This is a genomic window from Streptomyces sp. NPDC058240 (assembly GCF_042882135.1).
In the GTDB taxonomy this organism is placed as follows: Bacteria; Actinomycetota; Actinomycetes; order Streptomycetales; family Streptomycetaceae; genus Streptomyces.
Window position 1 is genome coordinate 46,482 of the sequence record NZ_JBHVWT010000005.1, and the last position, 18,734, is coordinate 65,215.

At 70.7% G+C, this 18,734-nt stretch carries 18 protein-coding genes; 9 read left to right on the forward strand and 9 right to left on the reverse strand.

Translation table 11 applies throughout. The features are described from left to right. Positions 1-333: 333 nt before the first annotated feature. The 4 genes from ACFVX4_RS12175 to ACFVX4_RS12190 form a co-directional block, all read right to left on the reverse strand. A complete protein-coding gene (locus ACFVX4_RS12175) occupies positions 334-1,488 on the reverse strand; it encodes a hypothetical protein (RefSeq protein ID WP_389974991.1) in 1,155 nt (384 codons plus the stop codon). A 90-nt stretch (positions 1,489-1,578) separates the two neighbouring features. Next, entirely contained in the window at positions 1,579-2,463 is an 885-nt protein-coding gene (locus ACFVX4_RS12180) for a universal stress protein (RefSeq protein WP_389974994.1), read from the reverse strand. Between the two features lie 71 nt (positions 2,464-2,534). After that, positions 2,535-3,536, reverse strand: a complete 1,002-nt coding sequence (locus tag ACFVX4_RS12185; RefSeq protein WP_389974997.1) for an Acg family FMN-binding oxidoreductase — start codon at positions 3,534-3,536, stop codon at positions 2,535-2,537. Positions 3,537-3,732: 196 nt separating this feature from the next. After that, complete coding sequence (locus tag ACFVX4_RS12190) at positions 3,733-4,386, reverse strand: TetR/AcrR family transcriptional regulator (RefSeq protein ID WP_389975000.1); 654 nt, start codon at positions 4,384-4,386, stop codon at positions 3,733-3,735. 122 nt (positions 4,387-4,508) lie between these two features. Between ACFVX4_RS12190 and ACFVX4_RS12195 the strand changes: the two genes are divergently transcribed. Then, the gene (locus tag ACFVX4_RS12195; RefSeq protein WP_389975003.1) at positions 4,509-5,066 is read left to right on the forward strand and encodes an NAD(P)H-dependent oxidoreductase; all 558 of its coding nucleotides are present in this window, start codon (positions 4,509-4,511) and stop codon (positions 5,064-5,066) included. Positions 5,067-5,185: 119 nt separating this feature from the next. On the opposite strand, the gene ACFVX4_RS12200 is transcribed toward ACFVX4_RS12195, so the two are convergent. After that, positions 5,186-5,623 (reverse strand): hypothetical protein, encoded by a 438-nt coding sequence (locus tag ACFVX4_RS12200; protein WP_385328827.1) that lies wholly within the window; start codon positions 5,621-5,623, stop codon positions 5,186-5,188. Then, positions 5,614-5,787, reverse strand: coding sequence for a hypothetical protein (locus tag ACFVX4_RS12205; protein ID WP_389975006.1), 174 nt, complete (start codon positions 5,785-5,787; stop codon positions 5,614-5,616). The genes ACFVX4_RS12200 and ACFVX4_RS12205 overlap by 10 nt, the downstream gene beginning before the upstream one ends. 118 nt (positions 5,788-5,905) lie before the next feature. Between ACFVX4_RS12205 and hemL the strand changes: the two genes are divergently transcribed. The 8 genes from hemL to ACFVX4_RS12245 all read left to right on the forward strand — a co-directional run bounded on the left by hemL (position 5,906) and on the right by ACFVX4_RS12245 (position 14,420). Further along, positions 5,906-7,222 (forward strand): glutamate-1-semialdehyde 2,1-aminomutase, encoded by a 1,317-nt coding sequence (gene hemL, locus ACFVX4_RS12210; protein WP_389975009.1) that lies wholly within the window; start codon positions 5,906-5,908, stop codon positions 7,220-7,222. Then, entirely contained in the window at positions 7,219-7,935 is a 717-nt protein-coding gene (locus tag ACFVX4_RS12215; RefSeq protein WP_389975012.1) for a histidine phosphatase family protein, read from the forward strand. The genes hemL and ACFVX4_RS12215 overlap by 4 nt, the downstream gene beginning before the upstream one ends. 333 nt (positions 7,936-8,268) lie before the next feature. After that, on the forward strand, positions 8,269-9,519 hold the full coding sequence (locus ACFVX4_RS12220; protein WP_389975015.1) for a hypothetical protein: 1,251 nt from the start codon (positions 8,269-8,271) through the stop codon (positions 9,517-9,519). Positions 9,520-9,586: 67 nt separating this feature from the next. Next, the gene (locus ACFVX4_RS12225; RefSeq protein ID WP_389975018.1) at positions 9,587-10,198 is read left to right on the forward strand and encodes a TlpA family protein disulfide reductase; all 612 of its coding nucleotides are present in this window, start codon (positions 9,587-9,589) and stop codon (positions 10,196-10,198) included. A gap of 4 nt (positions 10,199-10,202) precedes the next feature. Beyond that, a complete protein-coding gene (locus ACFVX4_RS12230) occupies positions 10,203-10,967 on the forward strand; it encodes a cytochrome c biogenesis CcdA family protein (RefSeq protein ID WP_389975021.1) in 765 nt (254 codons plus the stop codon). Positions 10,968-10,972: 5 nt separating this feature from the next. After that, positions 10,973-12,763 carry a cytochrome c biogenesis protein ResB gene (locus tag ACFVX4_RS12235; RefSeq protein ID WP_389975023.1) on the forward strand — a complete coding sequence of 597 codons (1,791 nt, stop codon included), beginning with the start codon at positions 10,973-10,975 and terminating at the stop codon, positions 12,761-12,763. Continuing rightward, the gene (gene ccsB / locus ACFVX4_RS12240; RefSeq protein ID WP_389975026.1) at positions 12,760-13,842 is read left to right on the forward strand and encodes a c-type cytochrome biogenesis protein CcsB; all 1,083 of its coding nucleotides are present in this window, start codon (positions 12,760-12,762) and stop codon (positions 13,840-13,842) included. Before ACFVX4_RS12235 ends, ccsB begins: the two co-directional genes overlap by 4 nt. A 50-nt stretch (positions 13,843-13,892) precedes the next feature. Further along, positions 13,893-14,420, forward strand: a complete 528-nt coding sequence (locus ACFVX4_RS12245) for a hypothetical protein (protein ID WP_389975028.1) — start codon at positions 13,893-13,895, stop codon at positions 14,418-14,420. Between the two features lie 55 nt (positions 14,421-14,475). Here ACFVX4_RS12245 and ACFVX4_RS12250 read toward each other — a convergent pair whose 3' ends face one another. The 3 genes from ACFVX4_RS12250 to ACFVX4_RS12260 all read right to left on the reverse strand — a co-directional run bounded on the left by ACFVX4_RS12250 (position 14,476) and on the right by ACFVX4_RS12260 (position 18,725). Continuing rightward, the gene (locus tag ACFVX4_RS12250; RefSeq protein ID WP_389975031.1) at positions 14,476-16,038 is read right to left on the reverse strand and encodes a hypothetical protein; all 1,563 of its coding nucleotides are present in this window, start codon (positions 16,036-16,038) and stop codon (positions 14,476-14,478) included. Then, a complete protein-coding gene (locus tag ACFVX4_RS12255; RefSeq protein WP_389975034.1) occupies positions 16,031-18,145 on the reverse strand; it encodes a hypothetical protein in 2,115 nt (704 codons plus the stop codon). The genes ACFVX4_RS12250 and ACFVX4_RS12255 overlap by 8 nt, the downstream gene beginning before the upstream one ends. A gap of 136 nt (positions 18,146-18,281) precedes the next feature. After that, positions 18,282-18,725 (reverse strand): nucleoside deaminase, encoded by a 444-nt coding sequence (locus tag ACFVX4_RS12260; RefSeq protein WP_389975037.1) that lies wholly within the window; start codon positions 18,723-18,725, stop codon positions 18,282-18,284. Positions 18,726-18,734 lie beyond the last annotated feature (9 nt).

The following is an 18,734-nucleotide window of genomic DNA, read 5'->3' on the forward strand; positions in this document are numbered from 1 at the left end:
CGGCGGCGCCGGGCGCCGCCGCCAGCTCTCGCACGCCGCGTAGATGCCGCAGGCGAAGGTCAGCACGGGGATGGACAGGGTCAGCAGGATGTCGCCCACGGCAGGCCTCCACGCACACGCGGGACAAAGGCAGGTGTCTTCTGCATCGGCACGTTCGACGGATCGGCTGGAGATCGCTCTTCGGCCAATGAATGAAGGGCCGGATGCGGGTGATTGGCGACCGGCGACCGGTGGATGGGGGCCGGTCCGGGGCCGACGCCCCGGGCCCGTGCCCCGCCCCGGCCCCGCCCGGGGCCCGTGCCCCGGCCCCCACCCCGGCCCGTGCCCGCCGGTCTATCGGCTCCACACATGCAGTGCGTCGCCCGCCTCCGACACCGTGTACCAGGTGCCGTCACCGAGGGCCGTGGGCGCGCCGGATATCGGGAACGGGTATGTGATCCGCGCGGTCAACCGCATCCGGTCCCCGGTCGCGCTCACCAGCCAGTGGCGCTCCTCCCCGTACTCCCCATCCCTCTCCGACGTACCGGCGACCACGGTCTCCTCGTCGAGGAAGCCGCACTCGTAGTCCCAGAGCGTCTCGTCGGCGTCCTGGTCGTCGGGATCGGCCTCGGGGTGGCGGGGGACAGTGTGTTCGGTGTCCAGTTCGGACAGTACGGAACCGTCGTCGACCCGGTGCACGCCGAGCGTCTCCTCGTAATGAGTCACCGTCAGGAAGCGGTCGCCCGACGGGCTCACGTCCGCCAGGATCCGCTCGTCGTCGCAGAACTGCTCGACGGAGAGCTTCTCGCCGTCCCATCTGCCCCACAGCATCGGCACCCCGTCCTGCCCCTCACCGACACACAGTCCCATCCGGGTGGGGTCCGGGTGCGGGACGTGATCCGAGCCGACCGCCGCCGTCTCCGCGTCCGCCCGGCCGAGCACCCGTCCGTCGGCGGCATCGATGACCAGCCACTCGTCCAGCGCCTCCGGATCGGGTCCGGAGGCGGCGACAGGGCCGCGGACATGGGCCCACACGAGCGTCCCGTCCGCGGAGAACACGGCCGAGCCGCTGTCCGCGTACCGATGCCGGTGGTCGGTCGCGTACTCCTCGTACGCGGTGTGGAGGGTGCGGCAACTGCCCTCCCAGCAGCCGTGTCCGACCTCCCAGCGCACCGCCCCCGTCGGGTCCACCGCGCGCACCGCGTGCACCCCGGCGAACACCGCGAGCTCACCGTTCGGCGCCACCGTGCTGGTGCCGAAGCGGCGGGGCCAGGGAGCGGGGAAGCGGACCGCCGCGCCCGGGGAGTCGGGGGCGACGGCGACCAGCTCGGTGTCACCGCGCTGGACGAGCAGACGCGTGCCCTCTGTTGGCCCCCCGTCACCGGGAGCGGGCCGGGTGCCCGGCCGCCGCGCGGGCCACCGCAGGAGGCGCGGGGCGTCCGCCGCGTCCTGTGCACGGTCCAGCGGTGCGGCGAGCGTGGTGACAAGGTGTGCGGCGGCATCGGCCATGGGGCGGCCTCCCCCTCGTGCGTGAGTACATCGACTCGAACGTGAGTACATCGGTACGAGGAGAACCGTAAGGCCGTGGACCGACGCGTATCAGCCCTGGTACGTATCCGGGACGACGGCGACCGGGCAGGGCGCGTAATGCAGCACCGCGTGGTCGACCGGGCCCAGTTGGAGTCCGTACCATCCGCTGCTCCGCCGGGCGCCGACGACCAGCAGTTCCGCGCCCTCGGCGGCTTCGATCAGTACCTGGTGCGCCGGTCCCTGCGTCACCGACCGGTGGACGACGGTTCCGGAATCGTCCCGTCCGGCCAGCGCGCCCAGGACCTCTTCGAGGTGTTCCTCGGCCTGTCGGCGGTGTGCCGGAGCGGGGGAGCCCGGGAGGGGCGTACGGCTCAGGAACTCGTGCGCGGGGCGGCGCCAGGCCCGTACGGCGACCAGTTCGCCGTGGCGCGAAGCGGCCTGGGCCAGCGCGAAGACGGCAGCCGCCGACGGGTTGGTGGCGTCGCTGATCCCGACGACCACGCGGCCGGGTTCCGCCGGGGCGAGCGGCGGCGTCGCCGGGATCACCACGACCGGGCAGTGGGACCGGCCGGCGAGCGCGAGGCCGACGGACCCCAGGAGCATTCCGGCGATCCGGCCCCGGCCCCGGGACCCCAGGACGACGAGCGCCGCCTCGTGGCTCTCCCGGACGAGTGCGGCCACCGGGTCCTCGGGCTGCATATCGGCCACCACGCTCACCCCGGGGCTGAGGTCTCGCACGCGGTCCCGGGCCGAGGCGACGAGATGCTCGGCGAGGATCTGTTCGGGAGGTTGCCCGCTGTCGGCGGTCGGCCGCAGACCCTCGTAGTGCTCCCACAGCGACGCGTGCACGATGCGCAGGGGGAGCCGGGAGCGGGCCGCTTCCGCCGCGGCCCAGTCCAGGGCACGCAGACTGCCCTCCGACCCGTCCACTCCGACGACTACGGGGAGCCGCATCGCTCCCACCGCCTTCTCTGCTCGGATTCGGCCGGACCCGCGTCTGGTTCCGGCGCTTCGCCCCGGCGTTTCTACGGTTCGATCGTCAGCACCCGGTCCAAGGGGCGGCGCGGCGTGCGCGGCCCGGTGGGCCCGTATCCCAGGCGGATGATCATCTGGGGGTTCCCCGTGCCGTGGACCGGGTCGCGCAGGATCCAGCGCAGGTCCGGCCATTCGAGGGGCTGGGTCGCGAACGAGGTGGACACCGCGTCCAGCGTCGCGGTGAGCAGGACGCGCTCCAGCGCCTGACCGGCGCGCAGCCAGTCCGCCGGGCGGTCGCCCTCGGTGCTCAGCAGGGCCAGCTGCGGCTGGTGCTCGAACAGGACGCGGGCCCGGCCGGCGAGGGCGGCGGTGCCGGCGAAATCGCGATTGGTCGCTCTCTCGGTGGCGTCGCGGGGGCCGAAGGCGTAGTCGGGGATTCCGTCGACCGGCGCTTCGGTCTTCGTGTACCGGGTCCAGTGCTCCTGCTCGGCCTCCCGCGCCGGGTCTCCGCGGTCGTATCCCTCGGCGTCCCGGATCAGATCGAGCACGGTCTCCAGGTGGGGCTCGGTCAGGAACACGAGGTCCGCGCCCTCGGCACGGGCCGCGCGGACGAGGCGTGCGCGGACGTCGTCGGGGATCGCCTGCTCGTCGAACGGGTAGCGGCTGGTGTGCCGGTCCGCGATAGCGGGATGGAGAGCGCGGAGCGCTTCGTCGGTCTGCCCGCGGGGGGCCTCGGGGCGGTCGTCCAGGCGTACGGAGGCCAGGAGGACCGGATCCGACGGTTCGGGCAGCAAGGTGGTGGCCGCGTCCAGGCCGTGGTGGGCGGCGGACACCCGCAGGTTCAGCAGGGCCGCGCCGCAGCCCACGTGAAGGGCGCGGGTCGAGGGGTCGGCCTCCGGCATCCGGCGCTCGAAGTCGGCGAGGAGGGCGAGGGTGCGGCTGCGGTGCCCGTAGCGGAAGAGCCAGGGCTGGGCGTTGTGCATGGACGGTGCGGCGGTGGCATCGGCGACGAGGTCGGTCACCACCGCGTCGGTGAGCGTCTGGGTGGACATCGGACCCCCGGGGGTCGGGAACTGTCGATGTCTCTCCAGCATGTATCAAGTGCCGCCACGGCGATATGGGGCTTTGGTCCCGAAGCCCATGTTTCCCGTGATTCTTCGGGCTCCCGCCGAGGGCTCCCGCCGAGGGCTCCCGCCTAGGGCTCCGGCCGAGGGATCCCGCTGGGGGATCCCGGAGGGGGCGGGATGGCTACGCGGTCGCGCCGAGCCGGGAGACCAGGTGGTGCCAGGCCTCCTCCAGGCGTTCCAGCGGCATACCGCGCTCGACGGTGAGGTGGTGGACGAGGGCGGTGTCGATGGAGCCGAGCAGGGTGTGTGCGAGCAGTTCCGGATCGCCGGGTACGCTCGCCTGCCGCAGCAGCATCGCGATGTGGTTGATGCGCAGATGGAGCGCCGGGACGGCGTAGTTGCGCAGCGGGTCGGTCCGGCTGGCCAGGATCAGCGGGTGGTGATCGCGTTCGTGGCGCAGGACGGCGGGCCCGAAGGCGTGCAGCCGCTCCGCCGCGGAGGCGTCGGGGCCCAGCGGCGGCGGACCGGAGAGGAAGGCGGCCTGGAGCTGCTTCTCCCGGTGGTCCAGGAGTGCGAGCAGGAGCCCGGCCCGGTCGCCGAAGCGCCGGAAGACGGTCCCCTTGCCCACCCCCGCGGCGGCGGCCACTGACTCCATGGTCAGGTCGGCCGCTCCGCACCCGGCCAGGAGCCGGGAAGCGGCGTCCAGCAGGAGCGTGCGGTTGCGCGCTGCGTCCGCCCGCAGTTGCGGGGGTTCATCGGTCGGGGCGAGCGGGAGATTCGTCCGCGCTTCTCCTGGTTCGGGCAGCCTCGGCGGAGGGGTAACGGGGCCGGTCATGGTGACAGCGTAGCGTCCGGGAAGAATAAGTGGACCGTGGTCCGTTTAGCTGGTACAACTTTAAACGGACCATGGTCCGCTTGATTGGACGCAACTGCCTCTCCGCCTCCCGGGAGTTCCCCATGTCTGTACGCATCCTCGCGCTCGTCGGCAGCCTTCGCGCCGGCTCGCACAACCGTCAGCTCGCCGAGGCCGCCGCCAAGCACGCCCCTGCGGGCGCCGAGATCGAGCTGTTCGAGGGCCTGGCCGACGTGCCCTTCTACAACGAGGACACCGACGTCGAGGGAAGCGTCCCGGCGGCCGCCGCCCGGCTCCGTGAGGCGGCGGCCGGGGCCGACGCCTTCCTGCTGTTCTCGCCCGAGTACAACGGCACCATGCCGGCCGTCCTGAAGAACGCCATCGACTGGCTGTCCCGCCCGTACGGTGCGGGCGCCATCTCCGGCAAGCCGGTCGCCGTGGTCGGCACCGCCTTCGGTCAGTACGGCGGCGTCTGGGCGCAGGACGACGCCCGCAAGTCCGTCGGGGTCGCGGGCGCCGTGGTCCTGGAGGACGTCAAGCTGTCCATCCCCGGCTCCGTGACGCGCTTCGCCGACACCCACCCCGCCGACGACGCCGAGGTCGTCACCGCGCTCACCGAGGTCATCGCCAAGGTGAGCTCGGCCGTTTCGGTGGCTGCCTGACCTCTACGTATGCGGCGGCGGCGCGGGCGAGGATGCCCGGCCGCCGCCGTCGTCATGCACCGGGCGTCCCGGGACGCCCGGGGAGGCCCCGCCGCAGCACCGTGCCGAACGGGCCCCGGTCAGGGCCACACCAGGCAGTACGCCTGGTGCCCCGCGTCGTGCAGCCGGTGCGAGAAGTCCTGCCACTCGTGCAGGAGTTGATAGACGTTGAACGCGTCGCGCGGGCCGCCGCGGTCGGGGACCGTGGACCAGATGAACGCCGCGGCGCCCACCGACTCCTCGCCGACGCCGCGCAGCGGGTCGACGACCGTCATCGGAAGCTTGACCACCGCGTAATCGGGGTGCAGCACGACCAGTTCGAGCGGGGGGACCGCGTGCAGGGGTATGCCCTGTATTCCGGTGAGGACCATCGCCGCCACCGTCTCCGGCTTGATCTTGGTGAACATGCCGCCCATGCCCAGCTCGTCGCCGCCGAGCTCCTCGGGGCGCATCGAAATGGGCACGCGTGCCGCGGTGGCCCCGTCGGGGGCACCGAAGTACTTGTAGGTCACCCCCACCCGGCCACCACTCCTGCTTCCGGCTTCGCCACCCTGCGGACCACCGGCCCGTATGCCTTGCTCGCGTTCCGCCTCACGCCGGTGCCGACCCCGCCGGGCAGGCTCGGGCCCCAGGTCGTCGGTCCCTTCGCCCACTCCGCCACCGCGATGCATATCTCATCCACCCGACTACTACTTAGGAGACACAGCCCCCGCCGCGCAACCCGATCATCGTGTCAGTGACCTCCCCCACGGGCGTGCGGTGAAACACCTGTCCGCAAGACTGTCCGTGGCTCTGACACCATGGCTTGTGTGAGCTTTCCCTATGACGCCCCAGTTTCGCAGACGCTTTTCGACCGCGCGTCCCTCGTGACGCCCGGCGGCGTGAACTCTCCCGTCCGTGCCTTCCGAGCCGTGGGCGGTACGCCCCGCTTCATGGTGTCCGGCAACGGTCCGTACCTCACCGACGCCGACGGCCGTGAGTATGTCGACCTCGTGTGCTCGTGGGGGCCGATGATCCTCGGCCACTCCCACCCGGAGGTCATCGCCGCAGTCCAGGAGGCTGTCGCCCGCGGCACCTCGTTCGGTACGCCCGGCGAGGGCGAGGTCGCGCTCGCCGAGGAGATCGTGGCCCGGGTCGAGCCCGTGGAGCAGGTGCGGCTGGTGTCGTCCGGCACCGAGGCGACCATGTCCGCGATCCGGCTCGCCCGCGGGTTCACCGGCCGGGCCAAGGTGGTGAAGTTCGCCGGCTGCTACCACGGCCACGTCGACGCGCTGCTCGCCGCCGCCGGGTCCGGGGTCGCGACCTTCGGTCTTCCGGACACCCCCGGGGTCACCGGCGCGCAGGCCGGCGACACGATCGTGCTGCCGTACAACGACCTGGACGCCGTCCGCGAGGCGTTCGCCGCGCGCCCCGGCGAGATCGCCTGTGTGATCACCGAGGCGTCGCCGGGCAACATGGGCGTCGTACCGCCGCTGGACGGTTTCAACGCCGGGCTCAAGGAGCTCTGCGCCGCCAACGGTGCGCTCTACATCTCCGACGAGGTCATGACCGGGTTCCGTACCTCGAAGGCCGGCTGGTTCGGCGTCGACGGGGTGCGGCCCGACCTGATGACCTTCGGCAAGGTCATGGGCGGCGGCTTCCCGGCCGCGGCCTTCGGCGGGCGCGCGGACGTGATGGCGCACCTCGCCCCGGCCGGCCCCGTCTACCAGGCGGGCACGCTCTCCGGGAACCCGATCGCCACCGCCGCCGGCCTCGCCCAGCTGCGGCTGCTCGACGACGCGGCGTACGCCAAGGTGGACGCGGTCTCCGCGGAGATCCGCGGCCTGGTCGGCGAGGCGCTGGCCAAGGAGGGTGTGGCGCACACGGTGCAGGCGGCGAGCAACATGTTCTCCGTCTTCTTCACCGACCGCCCGGTGCGGAACTACGAGGACGCCAAGCAGCAGGAAGCTTTCCGCTTCACCGCCTTCTTCCACTCGCTGCTGTCGCAGGGCGTCTACCTGCCGCCGTCGGCCTTCGAGTCCTGGTTCGTCTCCACGGCCCACGACACGCAGGCCGTCGAGCGCATCGCCGCCGCCCTGCCCGCCGCCGCCCGCGCCGCTTCGGAGGCCACCGCATGAGCGAGAACGGAAGCCGCACGGACGACGGAAGCCGCGAGGGCAAGGACATCACCGTCGTCCATCTGATGCGGCACGGAGAGGTGCACAACCCGGAGGGCGTGCTCTACGGGCGCCGCCCCGGCTATCACCTCTCCGAGCTCGGCCGGCAGATGGCCGACCGGGTCGCCGAGCACCTCGTGGGCCGCGACATCACCCATGTCGTCGCCTCCCCGCTGGAGCGCGCCCAGGAGACGGCCACGCCGATCGCCAAGACGCACGGCCTGGACCTGGCCACCGACGGGCGGCTCATCGAGGCGGCCAACGTCTTCGAGGGCAAGACCTTCGGCGTCGGCGACGGCGCGCTGCGCAAGCCGGACAACTGGAAGCACCTGACGAATCCCTTCCGGCCGTCGTGGGGCGAGCCGTACATCGAACAGGTCGTACGGATGATCGGCGCGCTGGACGCCGCTCGGGACGCGGCGCGCGGTCACGAGGCGGTCTGCGTCAGCCACCAGCTGCCGATCTGGATCGTGCGGAGCTTCGTGGAGCGGCGGCGGCTGTGGCACGACCCGCGCAAGCGGCAGTGCACGCTGGCGTCGCTGACCAGCTTCACGTACCAGGGCGACAAGATCGTGTCGGTCGGATACACGGAACCGGCGCGGGACCTGGTTCCGGCGCATCTGCGGGCCGGTGCGAAGCCGGTGAAGGGGAAGTCGAAGGCGTTCGGCGCGTAGCCGGCCCGGGGGCCGGCGGGGCGGGGGTGCCCACGAGGCCGGTTCGCCAGGGTTGCCGGTCGTCGGGTGCCGGTCTGTTCTCAGCTGAGTTTTTTGTCCTCAATCGCCGGACGGGCTTGATTTTTCGCCCGTCCGGCGATTGCTGTCTTCGGTGGTGGTTGAAGCTCTGCTCCCACCCCGCGCCACCTGCTAGGTCATGCGTTCGGTCATGGCTGGGGTCTGGTCGCGCAAAGAATCATGTGCTAAATCGCGGAACCCCGGTGTTGATTCCATCATCTAAGCCTTCGCCAGTTTGTATGGAATTAAGGTAAAACGACCGCAGATGGGGTAGTCATGCGCGACATCAGCCGAAGGGGTCTGCTCGGAGCCGGGCTTGGAGCCGCCGCCACCGTCGGGGTGGCGGGCTGCGGCGCCTTCGGCTCCTCCGATTCGGGTCGGTCGGGGACCACGGGGGAGAAGGGGTCCGACGGAAGCACTCGCGGGACCGGGTCCGCGAAGAAGGACGTCCGGAAGATCGGTGACGGTTCCACCGCGGACACCGGGAAGCAGCCGCACCAGCCCGCCAAGCCGGTCCCGCTCGAACCCGGGCAGACGCCGCCGCAGTTCGTGATCTTCTCCTGGGACGGGGCGGGCGAGGTCGGCAACGGACTCTTCCCGCGCTTTTTGGAACTCGCCAAGGATCATGACGCGGCGATGACCTTCTTCCTGTCCGGGATCTATCTGCTGCCCGAGTCGAAGAAGTCCATGTACCGGCCGCCCAACAACCCGATCGGCGCTTCCGACATCGGTTATCTCACCGACGGTCACATCAAGGAGACGCTGAAGAACGTCCGTCAGGCATGGCTCGACGGGCATGAGATCGGGACCCACTTCAACGGGCATTTCTGCAGCGGTTCCGGATCGGTCGCGAACTGGTCGTCCGCCCAGTGGCGGAGCGAAATCGATCAGGCGGTCTCCTTCGTCACCGAATGGCGCACGAACACCGGCTGGACCGACCTCGATCCGCTGCCTTTCGACTACCGCAAGGAACTGATCGGCGGTCGCGCCCCCTGTCTGCTCGGCCAGGAGAATCTGCTGCCCATGGCGAGCAAGCTCGGCTGGCGCTACGACGCCAGCTCACCCGGTGGTACCCAGGTCTGGCCCAAGAAGCAGGAGGGTGTCTGGGACCTGCCCCTCCAGGCCATGCCGTTCCCGGGGCACAGCTTCGAAGTCCTCTCGATGGACTACAACATCCTCGCCAACCAGTCGCTGAATTCGACCAAGGGCATGCCCTCGCGTTATCCCGGATGGCGTGAGCAGGCCACCCAGTCGTACCTCGCCGGTTTCAACCGCGCGTACTCGACGAATCGCGCGCCTTTCTACATCGGAAACCACTTCGAGGAGTGGAACGGCGGCATCTACATGGACGCCGTCGAGGCGGTGATCAAGAAAATCGCGGGGAAGCCGGATGTGCGCCTCGTCTCCTTCCGGCAGTTCGTCGACTGGCTTGACGTACAGACCCCGGCCGTGCTCGACAAGCTCCGCACGCTGGGGGTCGGACAGTCCCCCGAAGGCGGCTGGAACACCTTCTTTAAACAGGCCTGACAACGGGCTTTACGGGCACCGAGGGGGGTGCCCGAGATCGTCGAAACCGCCATGCGAAACTTTTCACATGAGCTATGGCCGCGCACCCCGACGCCGCTTCACCCTGCTCGCCGCCCCCGCCGCGGCCGCCGCCCTCGCCCTCACGCTGACCGCGTGCGGCGGGGACGGCAACAAGGCCGGAGGCGGTGGCAATACGAACTTCGTCACGGGCAGTGGCGGCGTCTCCACCGTGGAAAAGGGCGACCGCAAGGCCGCTCCGAAGCTGGACGGCGAGACCCTCGACGGCAAGCAGCTCGATGTCGCCGACTACAAGGGCAAGGTCGTCGTACTGAACATGTGGGGCTCGTGGTGCGGGCCCTGCCGCCTTGAGGCCCAGTACTTCTCGCGGGTGGCGAAGGAGACGAAGGACAAGGACGTCCAGTTCGTCGGGATCAATACGCGGGACCCCAAGAAGGGCCCCGCGCTGAGCTTCGAGAAGGACTACGGGGTCCCCTACCCGAGCCTCTACGACCCGACCGGCAAGCTCATGCTCCGCTTCCCCAAGGGCACGCTGCGTCCGCAGGCCATTCCGTCGACCGTGGTGCTGGACCGGGACGGGAAGATCGCCGCCCGCTCGCTGGCCGCGCTCGACTCCGACAAGCTGCACAAGATGATCGACCCGCTGATCGCGGAGAAGTGATTCCGTGCACACCCTTGCCGCGCTCCAGGGCGAGAACCTGACCATCGAGAACGGGGCGCTGATCGTCGCCCTGCCCGTCGCCGTACTCGCCGGGCTCGTCTCGTTCTTCTCGCCGTGCGTCCTGCCGCTCGTCCCCGGCTACCTCAGTTACGTCACCGGGGTCAGCGGCACCGACCTGGCGCAGGCCAAGCGAGGGCGCATGGTCGCGGGCGCCTCGCTCTTCGTGCTCGGCTTCACCGCCGTGTTCGTCTCCGGCGGCGCCCTCTTCGGCTTCTTCGGCCAGACCCTCCAGGAGCACAGCGGGATACTCACCAAGGTGCTCGGCGTGCTGATGATCCTGATGGGGATCTTCTTCATGGGCCTGATGCCCTGGATGACGCAGCGTGAGTTCCGTATCCACAAGAGGCCGGTGACCGGACTGGCGGGCGCACCGCTGCTGGGCGCCCTCTTCGGGATCGGCTGGACCCCGTGCCTCGGCCCGACGCTCAGTTCGGTGAGCATCCTCGCGGTGGGCCAGGGCACCGCCGGCCGCGGGGCGATACTGACCGTCGCGTACTGCCTCGGCCTCGGCGTCCCCTTCGTGCTCGCCGCGGTCGCCTTCCGCAAGGCACTCGGCGCGTTCGGCTGGGTCAAGCGCCACTACGCATGGGTCATGCGCATCGGCGGCGTCATGATGATCGCGACCGGTCTTCTCCTGCTGACCGGTGTGTGGGACACGATGATGCAGCAATTGCAGGGCTGGTCCAACGGCTTCACGGTGGGGATCTGAGTTCCATGAGCAACACCAAGTCCAACCCCCCCGCCCCGGAGCACGAGCGCCGGGACGAGCGGGCGGCCCGGGACGAGCGGGACCGGGAGAACGCCCGCGAACTGGGCGCGGCCGGCTCCCAGCTCTCCACCGCCCCGCGCGAGGAGAGCGCGGCCGGTCTGCCGGCCATGGGCGTCATCGGGTGGGCCCGCTGGTTCTGGCGGCAGCTCACCTCGATGCGGGTCGCGCTGATCCTGCTCTTCCTGCTGTCGCTCGGCGCCATCCCCGGCTCGCTGATCCCGCAGAACAGCGTGGACGAGCTGAAGGTGGAGACCTTCAAGAAGGCCCACACCACCGTCTCGCCGGTCTACGAGAAGCTCCAGCTCTTCGACGTCTACAGCTCGGTGTGGTTCTCCGCGATCTACATCCTGCTGTTCATCTCGCTCATCGGCTGCATCGTGCCGCGCACCGGCCAGTTCATCGGCCAGCTGCGCAGCCGCCCGCCGGGCGCCCCCAAGCGCCTGACCAGGCTGCCCGCGTACACCACCTGGCGCACCGAGGCCGAGCCCGAGCAGGTCCGCGAGGCCGCGCTCGCGATGATGCGGAAGCGGCGCTACCGCGCGCACACCGTGGGGGACGCGGTCGCGGCGGAGAAGGGCTATCTCCGCGAGGCCGGGAACCTGGTCTTCCATGTCGCCCTGATCGTGATGCTGGTGGCGTTCGCCTTCGGGCAGCTCTTCAAGTCCGAGGGCGGCAAGCTGATCGTCGAGGGCGACGGCTTCTCCAACACGCTCACCCAGTACGACGACTTCAAGTCCGGTTCGCTCTTCGACGCCGACTCGCTCGCCCCGTTCAGCTTCAAGCTCGACAAGTTCATCGGCACGTACGAGCGCCGCGGCCCCCAGATCGGTACGCCCAGGACCTACGAGGCCCATGTGACGTACGAGAAGGGCGCGTACGGCAAGCCGCAGAAGACCGTCATCAAGGTCAACGAGCCCCTCGTCGTCGACGGCACCAAGGTCTATCTCAACGCGCACGGCTACGCGCCGGTCGTCTCGGTCAAGGACGGCAAGGGCAAGGAGGTCTACCGGAGCGCGGTGCCGCTGCTGCCCATCGACAACAACGTCACCTCGACCGGTGCGATCAAGGTCTTCGACGGCTACCGCGACAAGAACGGCAAGAAGACCCAGCTGGGTTTCCAGGCGTTCTTCGTGCCGACCTTCGCGGGCAACGGCAAGGGCACGATGTTCTCGCAGTTCCCGGCCCCCGACATGCCCGTACTGGCCCTCAACGGCTACCACGGCTACCTCGGGCCGGACTCCGGGCTGGCGCAGAACGTGTACCAGCTGGACAAGTCCAAGATGACGGAGTTCAAGGACGCCGACGGCAAGCAGCTCAAGCAGCGCCTGCTGGTCGGCGAGACGATGAAGCTGCCCGACGGCGCGGGCTCCATCACCTTCGAGGGCATCCAGGAGTGGGCCAGCTTCCAGATCTCGGAGCAGCCGGCCAGCGGCTGGGCGCTCACCGGAGCCGTCGCCGCGATCGCCGGACTCGCGGGCTCGCTGTTCATCCAGCGGCGCCGGGTCTGGGTACGGGCGGTCCCCGGTGCGGACGGCGTCACGGTCGTCGAGATGGCGGGTCTCGGACGCAGCGAGTCCGCGAAGCTTCCCGAGGAGCTGGCCGATCTCGCGGTCACGCTCATCGCCTCGGCGCCCACGGCGCCGGACACCGATACCGAGCCCGATTCATCCGCCGAACCCGATTCCGACTCCGTCGAAGAATCCTCCGAAGAACCTGCCGAAGGGGCTGAGAAGTGAATCTCGCCGCCGCAACCAACGAGAACCTGGCGCACACCAGCAATGTGCTGATCTATTCGTCGATGGCCGTCTACACCCTGGCCTTCTTCGCGCACATCGCGGAATGGGTGTTCGGCAGCCGCAGCAAGGTCGGGCGCACCGCCGCCGCGCTGACCGGGACCGAGGGCGCCGCCGGCTCGGTGAAGGTGCAGGTCGCGCAGCAGGGCGGCGGCACCGCCGTACTGGACCGCCCGAAGATCATCACGCGTGCGGCGGCCGGTTCCCGCGACGTACCGGACGGGCCCGGCGCGGCCGGCGGCACGTTCAAGGGCGACCTCTACGGGCGCATGGCGGTCTCCATGACCGTGCTCGCCTTCCTCGTGCAGGCCGGCGGAGTCGTCGCCCGCGCACTGTCCGTGCAGCGTGCCCCCTGGGGCAACATGTACGAGTTCTCCATCACCTTCTCCACGGTGGCGGTCGGCGCGTACCTGATCCTCCTCGCGCTGAAGAAGAACGTCCGCTGGATGGGGCTGCTCCTGGTCACCACCGTCCTGCTGGACCTCGGCATCGCGACCACGGTGCTCTACACCTCCAGCGACCAGCTGGTGCCCGCGCTGCACTCGTACTGGCTGTGGATCCACGTCTCCACCGCCATCATCTGCGGCGCCGTCTTCTACATCGGCGCGACCGCCACCCTGCTCTACCTCTTCCGCGACAGCTACGAGAGCAAGCTCGCCAATGGCGTGCAGCCCGGTTCGTTCGCCCAGTCCGTGCTCTCCCGGCTGCCCTCCGCCTCCTCGCTCGACAAGTTCTCGTACCGCATCAACGCCGCCGTCTTCCCGCTGTGGACGTTCACGATCATCGCGGGCGCCATCTGGGCCGGCGACGCATGGGGCCGCTACTGGGGCTGGGACCCCAAGGAGGTCTGGTCGTTCATCACCTGGGTCGCGTACGCCTGCTACCTGCACGCACGCGCCACCGCGGGCTGGAAGGGCCGCAAGGCCGCCTACCTGGCGCTGATCGCCTTCGGCTGCTGGCTCTTCAACTACTACGGCGTGAACATCTTCGTCACCGGCAAGCACTCCTACGCCGGGGTCTGAGAACTTCTCGTACGGGTGCGGATCCCGCACCACCGGGCCACGCTGGAACCATGACCGATGCGACCCCCGTCATCGAGCCCGGCACCAGCGAAACCCATGGTGACCTGCACACCCTGAGGTTCACGCTACGGCTGCCCCACCCCGTTCCGCGGGTGTGGGCAGCCGTTGCCAGTTCCGGGGGGCTGTCCGGCTGGCTCGCCGCCGCCGACCCCTTCGAACCGCGCATGGGCGGAGCGATCACCCTCCGCTGGCTCAATACCGACCAGGAGGGCCGGGCCACGGTCGCCCCCGGCACCGTCACCGCCTGGGACATCGAGCGGGTCGCCGAATACACCCTCGAAGGACTCCACGGCCGCATCCGCTTCCACCTGGAGCCCCCGCGCGGCGACCATGTGCTGCTGCGGTTCACCAACGAGTTCCGCGGCGACGACGAGCTGCGCCTCGACTGCCTGGCGGGCTGGCACGACCACTTCCGCTACCTCGTGGACGCGCTCGACGGATATCCCGCCGACTGGTCGAAGTGGACCCCGGTCCGGTGGGCCGGGCTGCGTGAGGAGTACGTGGCGGCCGAGCGGTGAGAGGCTGTCGGGCGATCAGAGGTCGCCCGACAGCCTCTGAAGCGGCGTCACGGCGTCACGGCGCCGCGGACGGCAGCAGGCACTTCTCGTCCGGCGGCGTGCCCTCCGGCCAGGCGATCGACACGAACCGCTGACTGGCGTCCTCGGGCGCCAGCTCCACCACCGGAACCGCCTTGTTGTACGGGTTGCCGTGGTTGTCCAGGCAGATCCAGCCACTGGCCCCCGACACCCGCAGCGAGCCCTTCACCCGCGGCCACTGCTCGCCCACGTCCGCGAGCTGCGGCAGCCCCTTGCCCTCCGGGGTCGCCTGCCGGACGGCCTGCACCGCCAGCGTCATCGCGTCGTGCGCGATGATCACCTGGCCGTCGGTCAGCGCCTGGTGGTCGGTCGGACCGATCGGGCCCGCGGGCTTCCTCGACACCGTGGCCAGCAGATCCAGGAAGGCGCGGTAGTCCGCCGCGGAACCGCCCGTGGCCGCCCGGCCCTTCCCCGTCGCCGCCCAGGCGTCCGGGTGCGCCAGCGAGGCGTAGCGGACGGTCACCTTCCGGCGCAGCGCGCCCCGGTCGAGCTTCTTGTCGCTGCCGAGGTACGAGCCCTCGTCGCCGGTCAGGATCGTGAACGCGCGGCTCTGGCAGCCGCGGGCCCCGAGCGCGTTGATGAACTGCCGCAGCTGGACGTGGCGTCCGGCGAAGAACACCGTCTCCGCGTCCGTGTCGCAGATCAGATGCGTGATCTGCTGGAAGGTGTTGGCCGTGGTGCCCTCGTCGTTGGGGTCGCTGCGCGAGGTGAACAGCTCCGGCTGGTACCGGGTGCCCTTCACCAGCGAGGTGAAGGCCGCCCGCAGCGTGTCCGTGTAGTGGTCCCCGGTACGGGTGTCCTGCACCAGCAGCGCCTTGTCCTTCTTGACCTGCCCGAAGTGGGCCAGGGCGCGCGCCTCGTCCCGGTTGGTCGGCGACACCCGTGCCAGGCCGGGGAACGGATCGCCCTTCGCGCCGTTGGCGATGTCGTCGGCCGTGATCGTGGTGCCGACGACCGCGATGTGCGCGGCGGTCAGCTCCTTGACCGCCGACTTGACCTGCGTACTGCTGGTGGCGACCCCGGACACGGCCCGCAGGTTGTCCGGGGCCCCGGTCATCTTCTTCAGCCGCTCCACCGCCGGCCGCCACAGCAGGTTGTTCTTCCCGGTGTTGGCGAGCACCAGCCGGATCTGCGGCACCTGCTCGTTGGAGAGGTGGTTGGCCCGGTACTGCTCGGCGAACGCGCCCTGCAGCTCGCGCTGCATCTTCGTCTGCATCGCCTCGTCCGTCGACGTCAGCGGCAGCAGCAGCGCGACCGTCGCGTACCGGCCGGGCTTCAGGGTGTCGTTCTCCCGGGCGATGGCCGCGGCCACCTCGGTCAGCTTCGACCGCCCGAAGTCGTAGCCGTCGCCGGAGACGCCGATGCACTCGTCACTGCCCTGCGGCCGCTCGACCCCTTTCGCGCAGGAGCGGTCCTCGGGGGCGGTGAGCCGGCCGATGCCGTACCAGCCGGACGTGATCACCAGGGCGGCGACCACAACCGAGGTGACGACCTTCTGCCGTGCCGTGTACCAGAGGCGGTAGCGCAGTGGATTACGCATCCGGGTCACCGTTCCCCCGTCGTGGCCCCGGCCCGCTGCCGCCCGCGCCCGGTTCTCCCGGTGGCATGGACAGCGGACGCCAGGCCCTGATGTCCCGCGGCCAGTGCGTCGCCGCGTCCCACAGCACGCTGTTGCCCGTCGGATGCCTGCCGGACAGTTGTCGCAGTTCGTGCGCCATCTTGTCGATCACCTCTTCGTCCGGCAGGGCCAGCGGATCGGACAGCAGCCATACGCCGTGCAGCAGTCGGCGCAGCTGCACATGGAGCTCCGCGGCCGACGTTTCGAGCCCTCTCGGCACCGCGTTGTCCGCCCGGCCGAGCGCGACCGCGCGCCGCCGGTCGGGGCCGACGGATCCGCGCGTACGCGGGTACGGTGCCGAGGCGATGAAGCGCAGCGAGTCGAGCCACCCCGCCACGTCCGGTTCGTCGAACCGCAGCCGCAGATGCCCCACGCACGCCTCCGCGTCGCCCAGCACCAGCTTCTGGTGCAGCAGATGCGGGACGCTGGGGCGGCGGCCGCCGGGGCCGTACGCCCCGCGCAGCGAGACATGCACCGCCTGCCACACCGCGTAGGACGGATGGTCGCCGTCCTGGAACCGCAGGCGGTGCAGCAGCAACGACCGCAGCAGCGGATCGGCGACGAAGTGGCCGGGCCCGACCGGCCAGTCCTCCGCCCGCAGCGCATCGCGCATCCGCAGCGCCACATCGCCGTCCGGCGACCCCCGGCCCAGCCGGCTCTCCGCCAGCAGCCGCGCCGAGTCCTCGCCGTGCGCGGCGGCCAGCACGCCGAGGAAGTCCAGCCGCTGCTCGGGCCCCGGCAGCAGCCGCGCCAGCAGCTCGTCCGCCACCTGCGCGGGCGCCCGGTCCTCGCGCACCTCCACCGTGCAGTCCAGCAGCGATCCCGGCACCAGCGACGCGGGCTCCGGCGCCTCGCCCGCCGCCAGCGCCAGCAGCTCCACCGCCAGCGGACGCCCGCCCGTCAGCCGGTGCACCCCACGGGCCAGTCCGGCCGGGATGCGGCCCGCCCGGTCGTGCCGGTCGAACGCCGACCGCACCTGCTCCGGGTTGAGCGGAGTCAGCTCCACGGCCAGGATCCCGGACGTCACCCCCGTGCCCCTGGACCAGTGCGAGCCGTGCGCCACCTCCGGGAGCCGTCGGCGCACCGCATGGCTCAGCCCCTCGTGGTCCCGGACCCGCGAGGAGGCGAACACCGCGATCCGGTCGCGTACCCCGGCGGCCCGCTGCCGCAGCAGCGGCTCCAGCAGCTGTCGGCCCAGCGGTGTGTGCGCGTTGTCGACGAGCAGCACCGGGCGGCCCCGGCGGGCGCCCCAGGCCAGGCCCCCGTAGGCCGCGACCAGGTCCGCGGCCAGCGCGAGCACCAGATGGTCCTCGGCCCGGCGGCGCAGATCGCCGCCGCGCTCGAAGTCGACCGCCAGCTGCCGCAGCCCGATCCGGCCGTTGCCGCCCGCGTGCGGATAGCTGCCGTACCAGTCCGCCGATCGGCGCTGGAAGCGGCTGAACGATTCCTCCAGGACCGTTTCGACCGTGGCCTCCGCGATCATCCCGGCCATCGGGGCCACCGAGTCGAAGGCGCTGGCGGCCAGCTTCGTCAGCACCTTGGTGACCCAGCCGGTCGCCGCGTCCCCGCGGCCGTCGACGGTCGCCAGCATCGGACCGAGCGACTGCAGGTCCCGCCGCGCCCGCGTCTCGTCCTCGCGGGTCCAGGAGATGGAGGCGACCGCCACGAGTCCGAGGCTCAGCCGGGGGAACTGCACCGGACGCGCGGCGTGCACCTTGGCCGTCAGCTGGGTGGCGAGCTCCGGCAGTGCGCCGGTGACCGGGGTCCAGCCGGGCCCCGCGTCCTCGGGGGCCACGACGGCCTCGCAGTCGACGAGGGCGACCGGGGTGATCTCCCGGTACAGATGGCGCAGTTGCTTGAGGACGGCCGTCTTGCCCATGCCCCGGCCGCCGGTCAGCACGGCGACCGGCGGATCGTCGCGGTGCTCGTAGACGACCCGGGCGGAGCCGTACGGAGTGAGGCCGGTCAGGCGCGCCGCAAGTCCGTCGTTGCCGAAGATCGCCTCGCGCCCGTACAGCTCTCTCTCCACAGCACCCCCAGCGTCGACGCTCCATCCGATCTGTCACACCGTCAACACAAGCGTATCGCCCGGGTGTTGGAGAGAGGAGAGGAATTTCGAACGATAGTTGGGGGCGGGGTGGGGTGAGGCGGTGCGGGGTGGTGGATCAGCCGGCGCCGATGTCCTCGTTCCAGAGGGCGGGGTGGTCGCGCACGAAGTCCCGCATGAGCGTCACGCATTCGGCGTCGTCGAGCAGCACGATCTCCACTCCGTGCCGGGCCAGCCAGTCGTGCCCGCCGCGGAACGTCCGCGCCTCGCCGATCACCACCCGCGAGATCCCGAACTGCCGAACGAGGCCGCTGCAGTACCAGCACGGGGAGAGCGTCGTCACCATCGTCGTACCGCGGTACGAGCGCTGCCGCCCGGCCGCGCGGAAGGCCGCCGTCTCCGCGTGCAGGGACGGATCACCGTCCTGGACGCGGCGGTTGCGGCCCCGGCCGAGCAGGGTGCCGTCCGGTCCGTAGAGGGCCGCACCGATGGGCACACCGCCCTCGGCGAGACCGGTGCGGGCCTCGGCGAGGGCGGTGGCGAGCATGGTGGCGTCGTTCATGTGTCCTGG

Coding starts and splice junctions, on each gene's coding strand:
- ACFVX4_RS12175 (WP_389974991.1), bottom strand. CDS start 1,488: ATGGCCGATGCCGCCGCACACCTTGTCACCACGCTCGCCGCACCGCTG.
- ACFVX4_RS12180 (WP_389974994.1), bottom strand. CDS start 2,463: ATGCGGCTCCCCGTAGTCGTCGGAGTGGACGGGTCGGAGGGCAGTCTG.
- ACFVX4_RS12185 (WP_389974997.1), bottom strand. CDS start 3,536: ATGTCCACCCAGACGCTCACCGACGCGGTGGTGACCGACCTCGTCGCC.
- ACFVX4_RS12190 (WP_389975000.1), bottom strand. CDS start 4,386: ATGACCGGCCCCGTTACCCCTCCGCCGAGGCTGCCCGAACCAGGAGAA.
- ACFVX4_RS12195 (WP_389975003.1), top strand. CDS start 4,509: ATGTCTGTACGCATCCTCGCGCTCGTCGGCAGCCTTCGCGCCGGCTCG.
- hemL (WP_389975009.1), top strand. CDS start 5,906: ATGGCTTGTGTGAGCTTTCCCTATGACGCCCCAGTTTCGCAGACGCTT.
- ACFVX4_RS12215 (WP_389975012.1), top strand. CDS start 7,219: ATGAGCGAGAACGGAAGCCGCACGGACGACGGAAGCCGCGAGGGCAAG.
- ACFVX4_RS12220 (WP_389975015.1), top strand. CDS start 8,269: ATGCGCGACATCAGCCGAAGGGGTCTGCTCGGAGCCGGGCTTGGAGCC.
- ACFVX4_RS12225 (WP_389975018.1), top strand. CDS start 9,587: ATGAGCTATGGCCGCGCACCCCGACGCCGCTTCACCCTGCTCGCCGCC.
- ACFVX4_RS12235 (WP_389975023.1), top strand. CDS start 10,973: ATGAGCAACACCAAGTCCAACCCCCCCGCCCCGGAGCACGAGCGCCGG.
- ACFVX4_RS12245 (WP_389975028.1), top strand. CDS start 13,893: ATGACCGATGCGACCCCCGTCATCGAGCCCGGCACCAGCGAAACCCAT.
- ACFVX4_RS12250 (WP_389975031.1), bottom strand. CDS start 16,038: ATGCGTAATCCACTGCGCTACCGCCTCTGGTACACGGCACGGCAGAAG.
- ACFVX4_RS12260 (WP_389975037.1), bottom strand. CDS start 18,725: ATGAACGACGCCACCATGCTCGCCACCGCCCTCGCCGAGGCCCGCACC.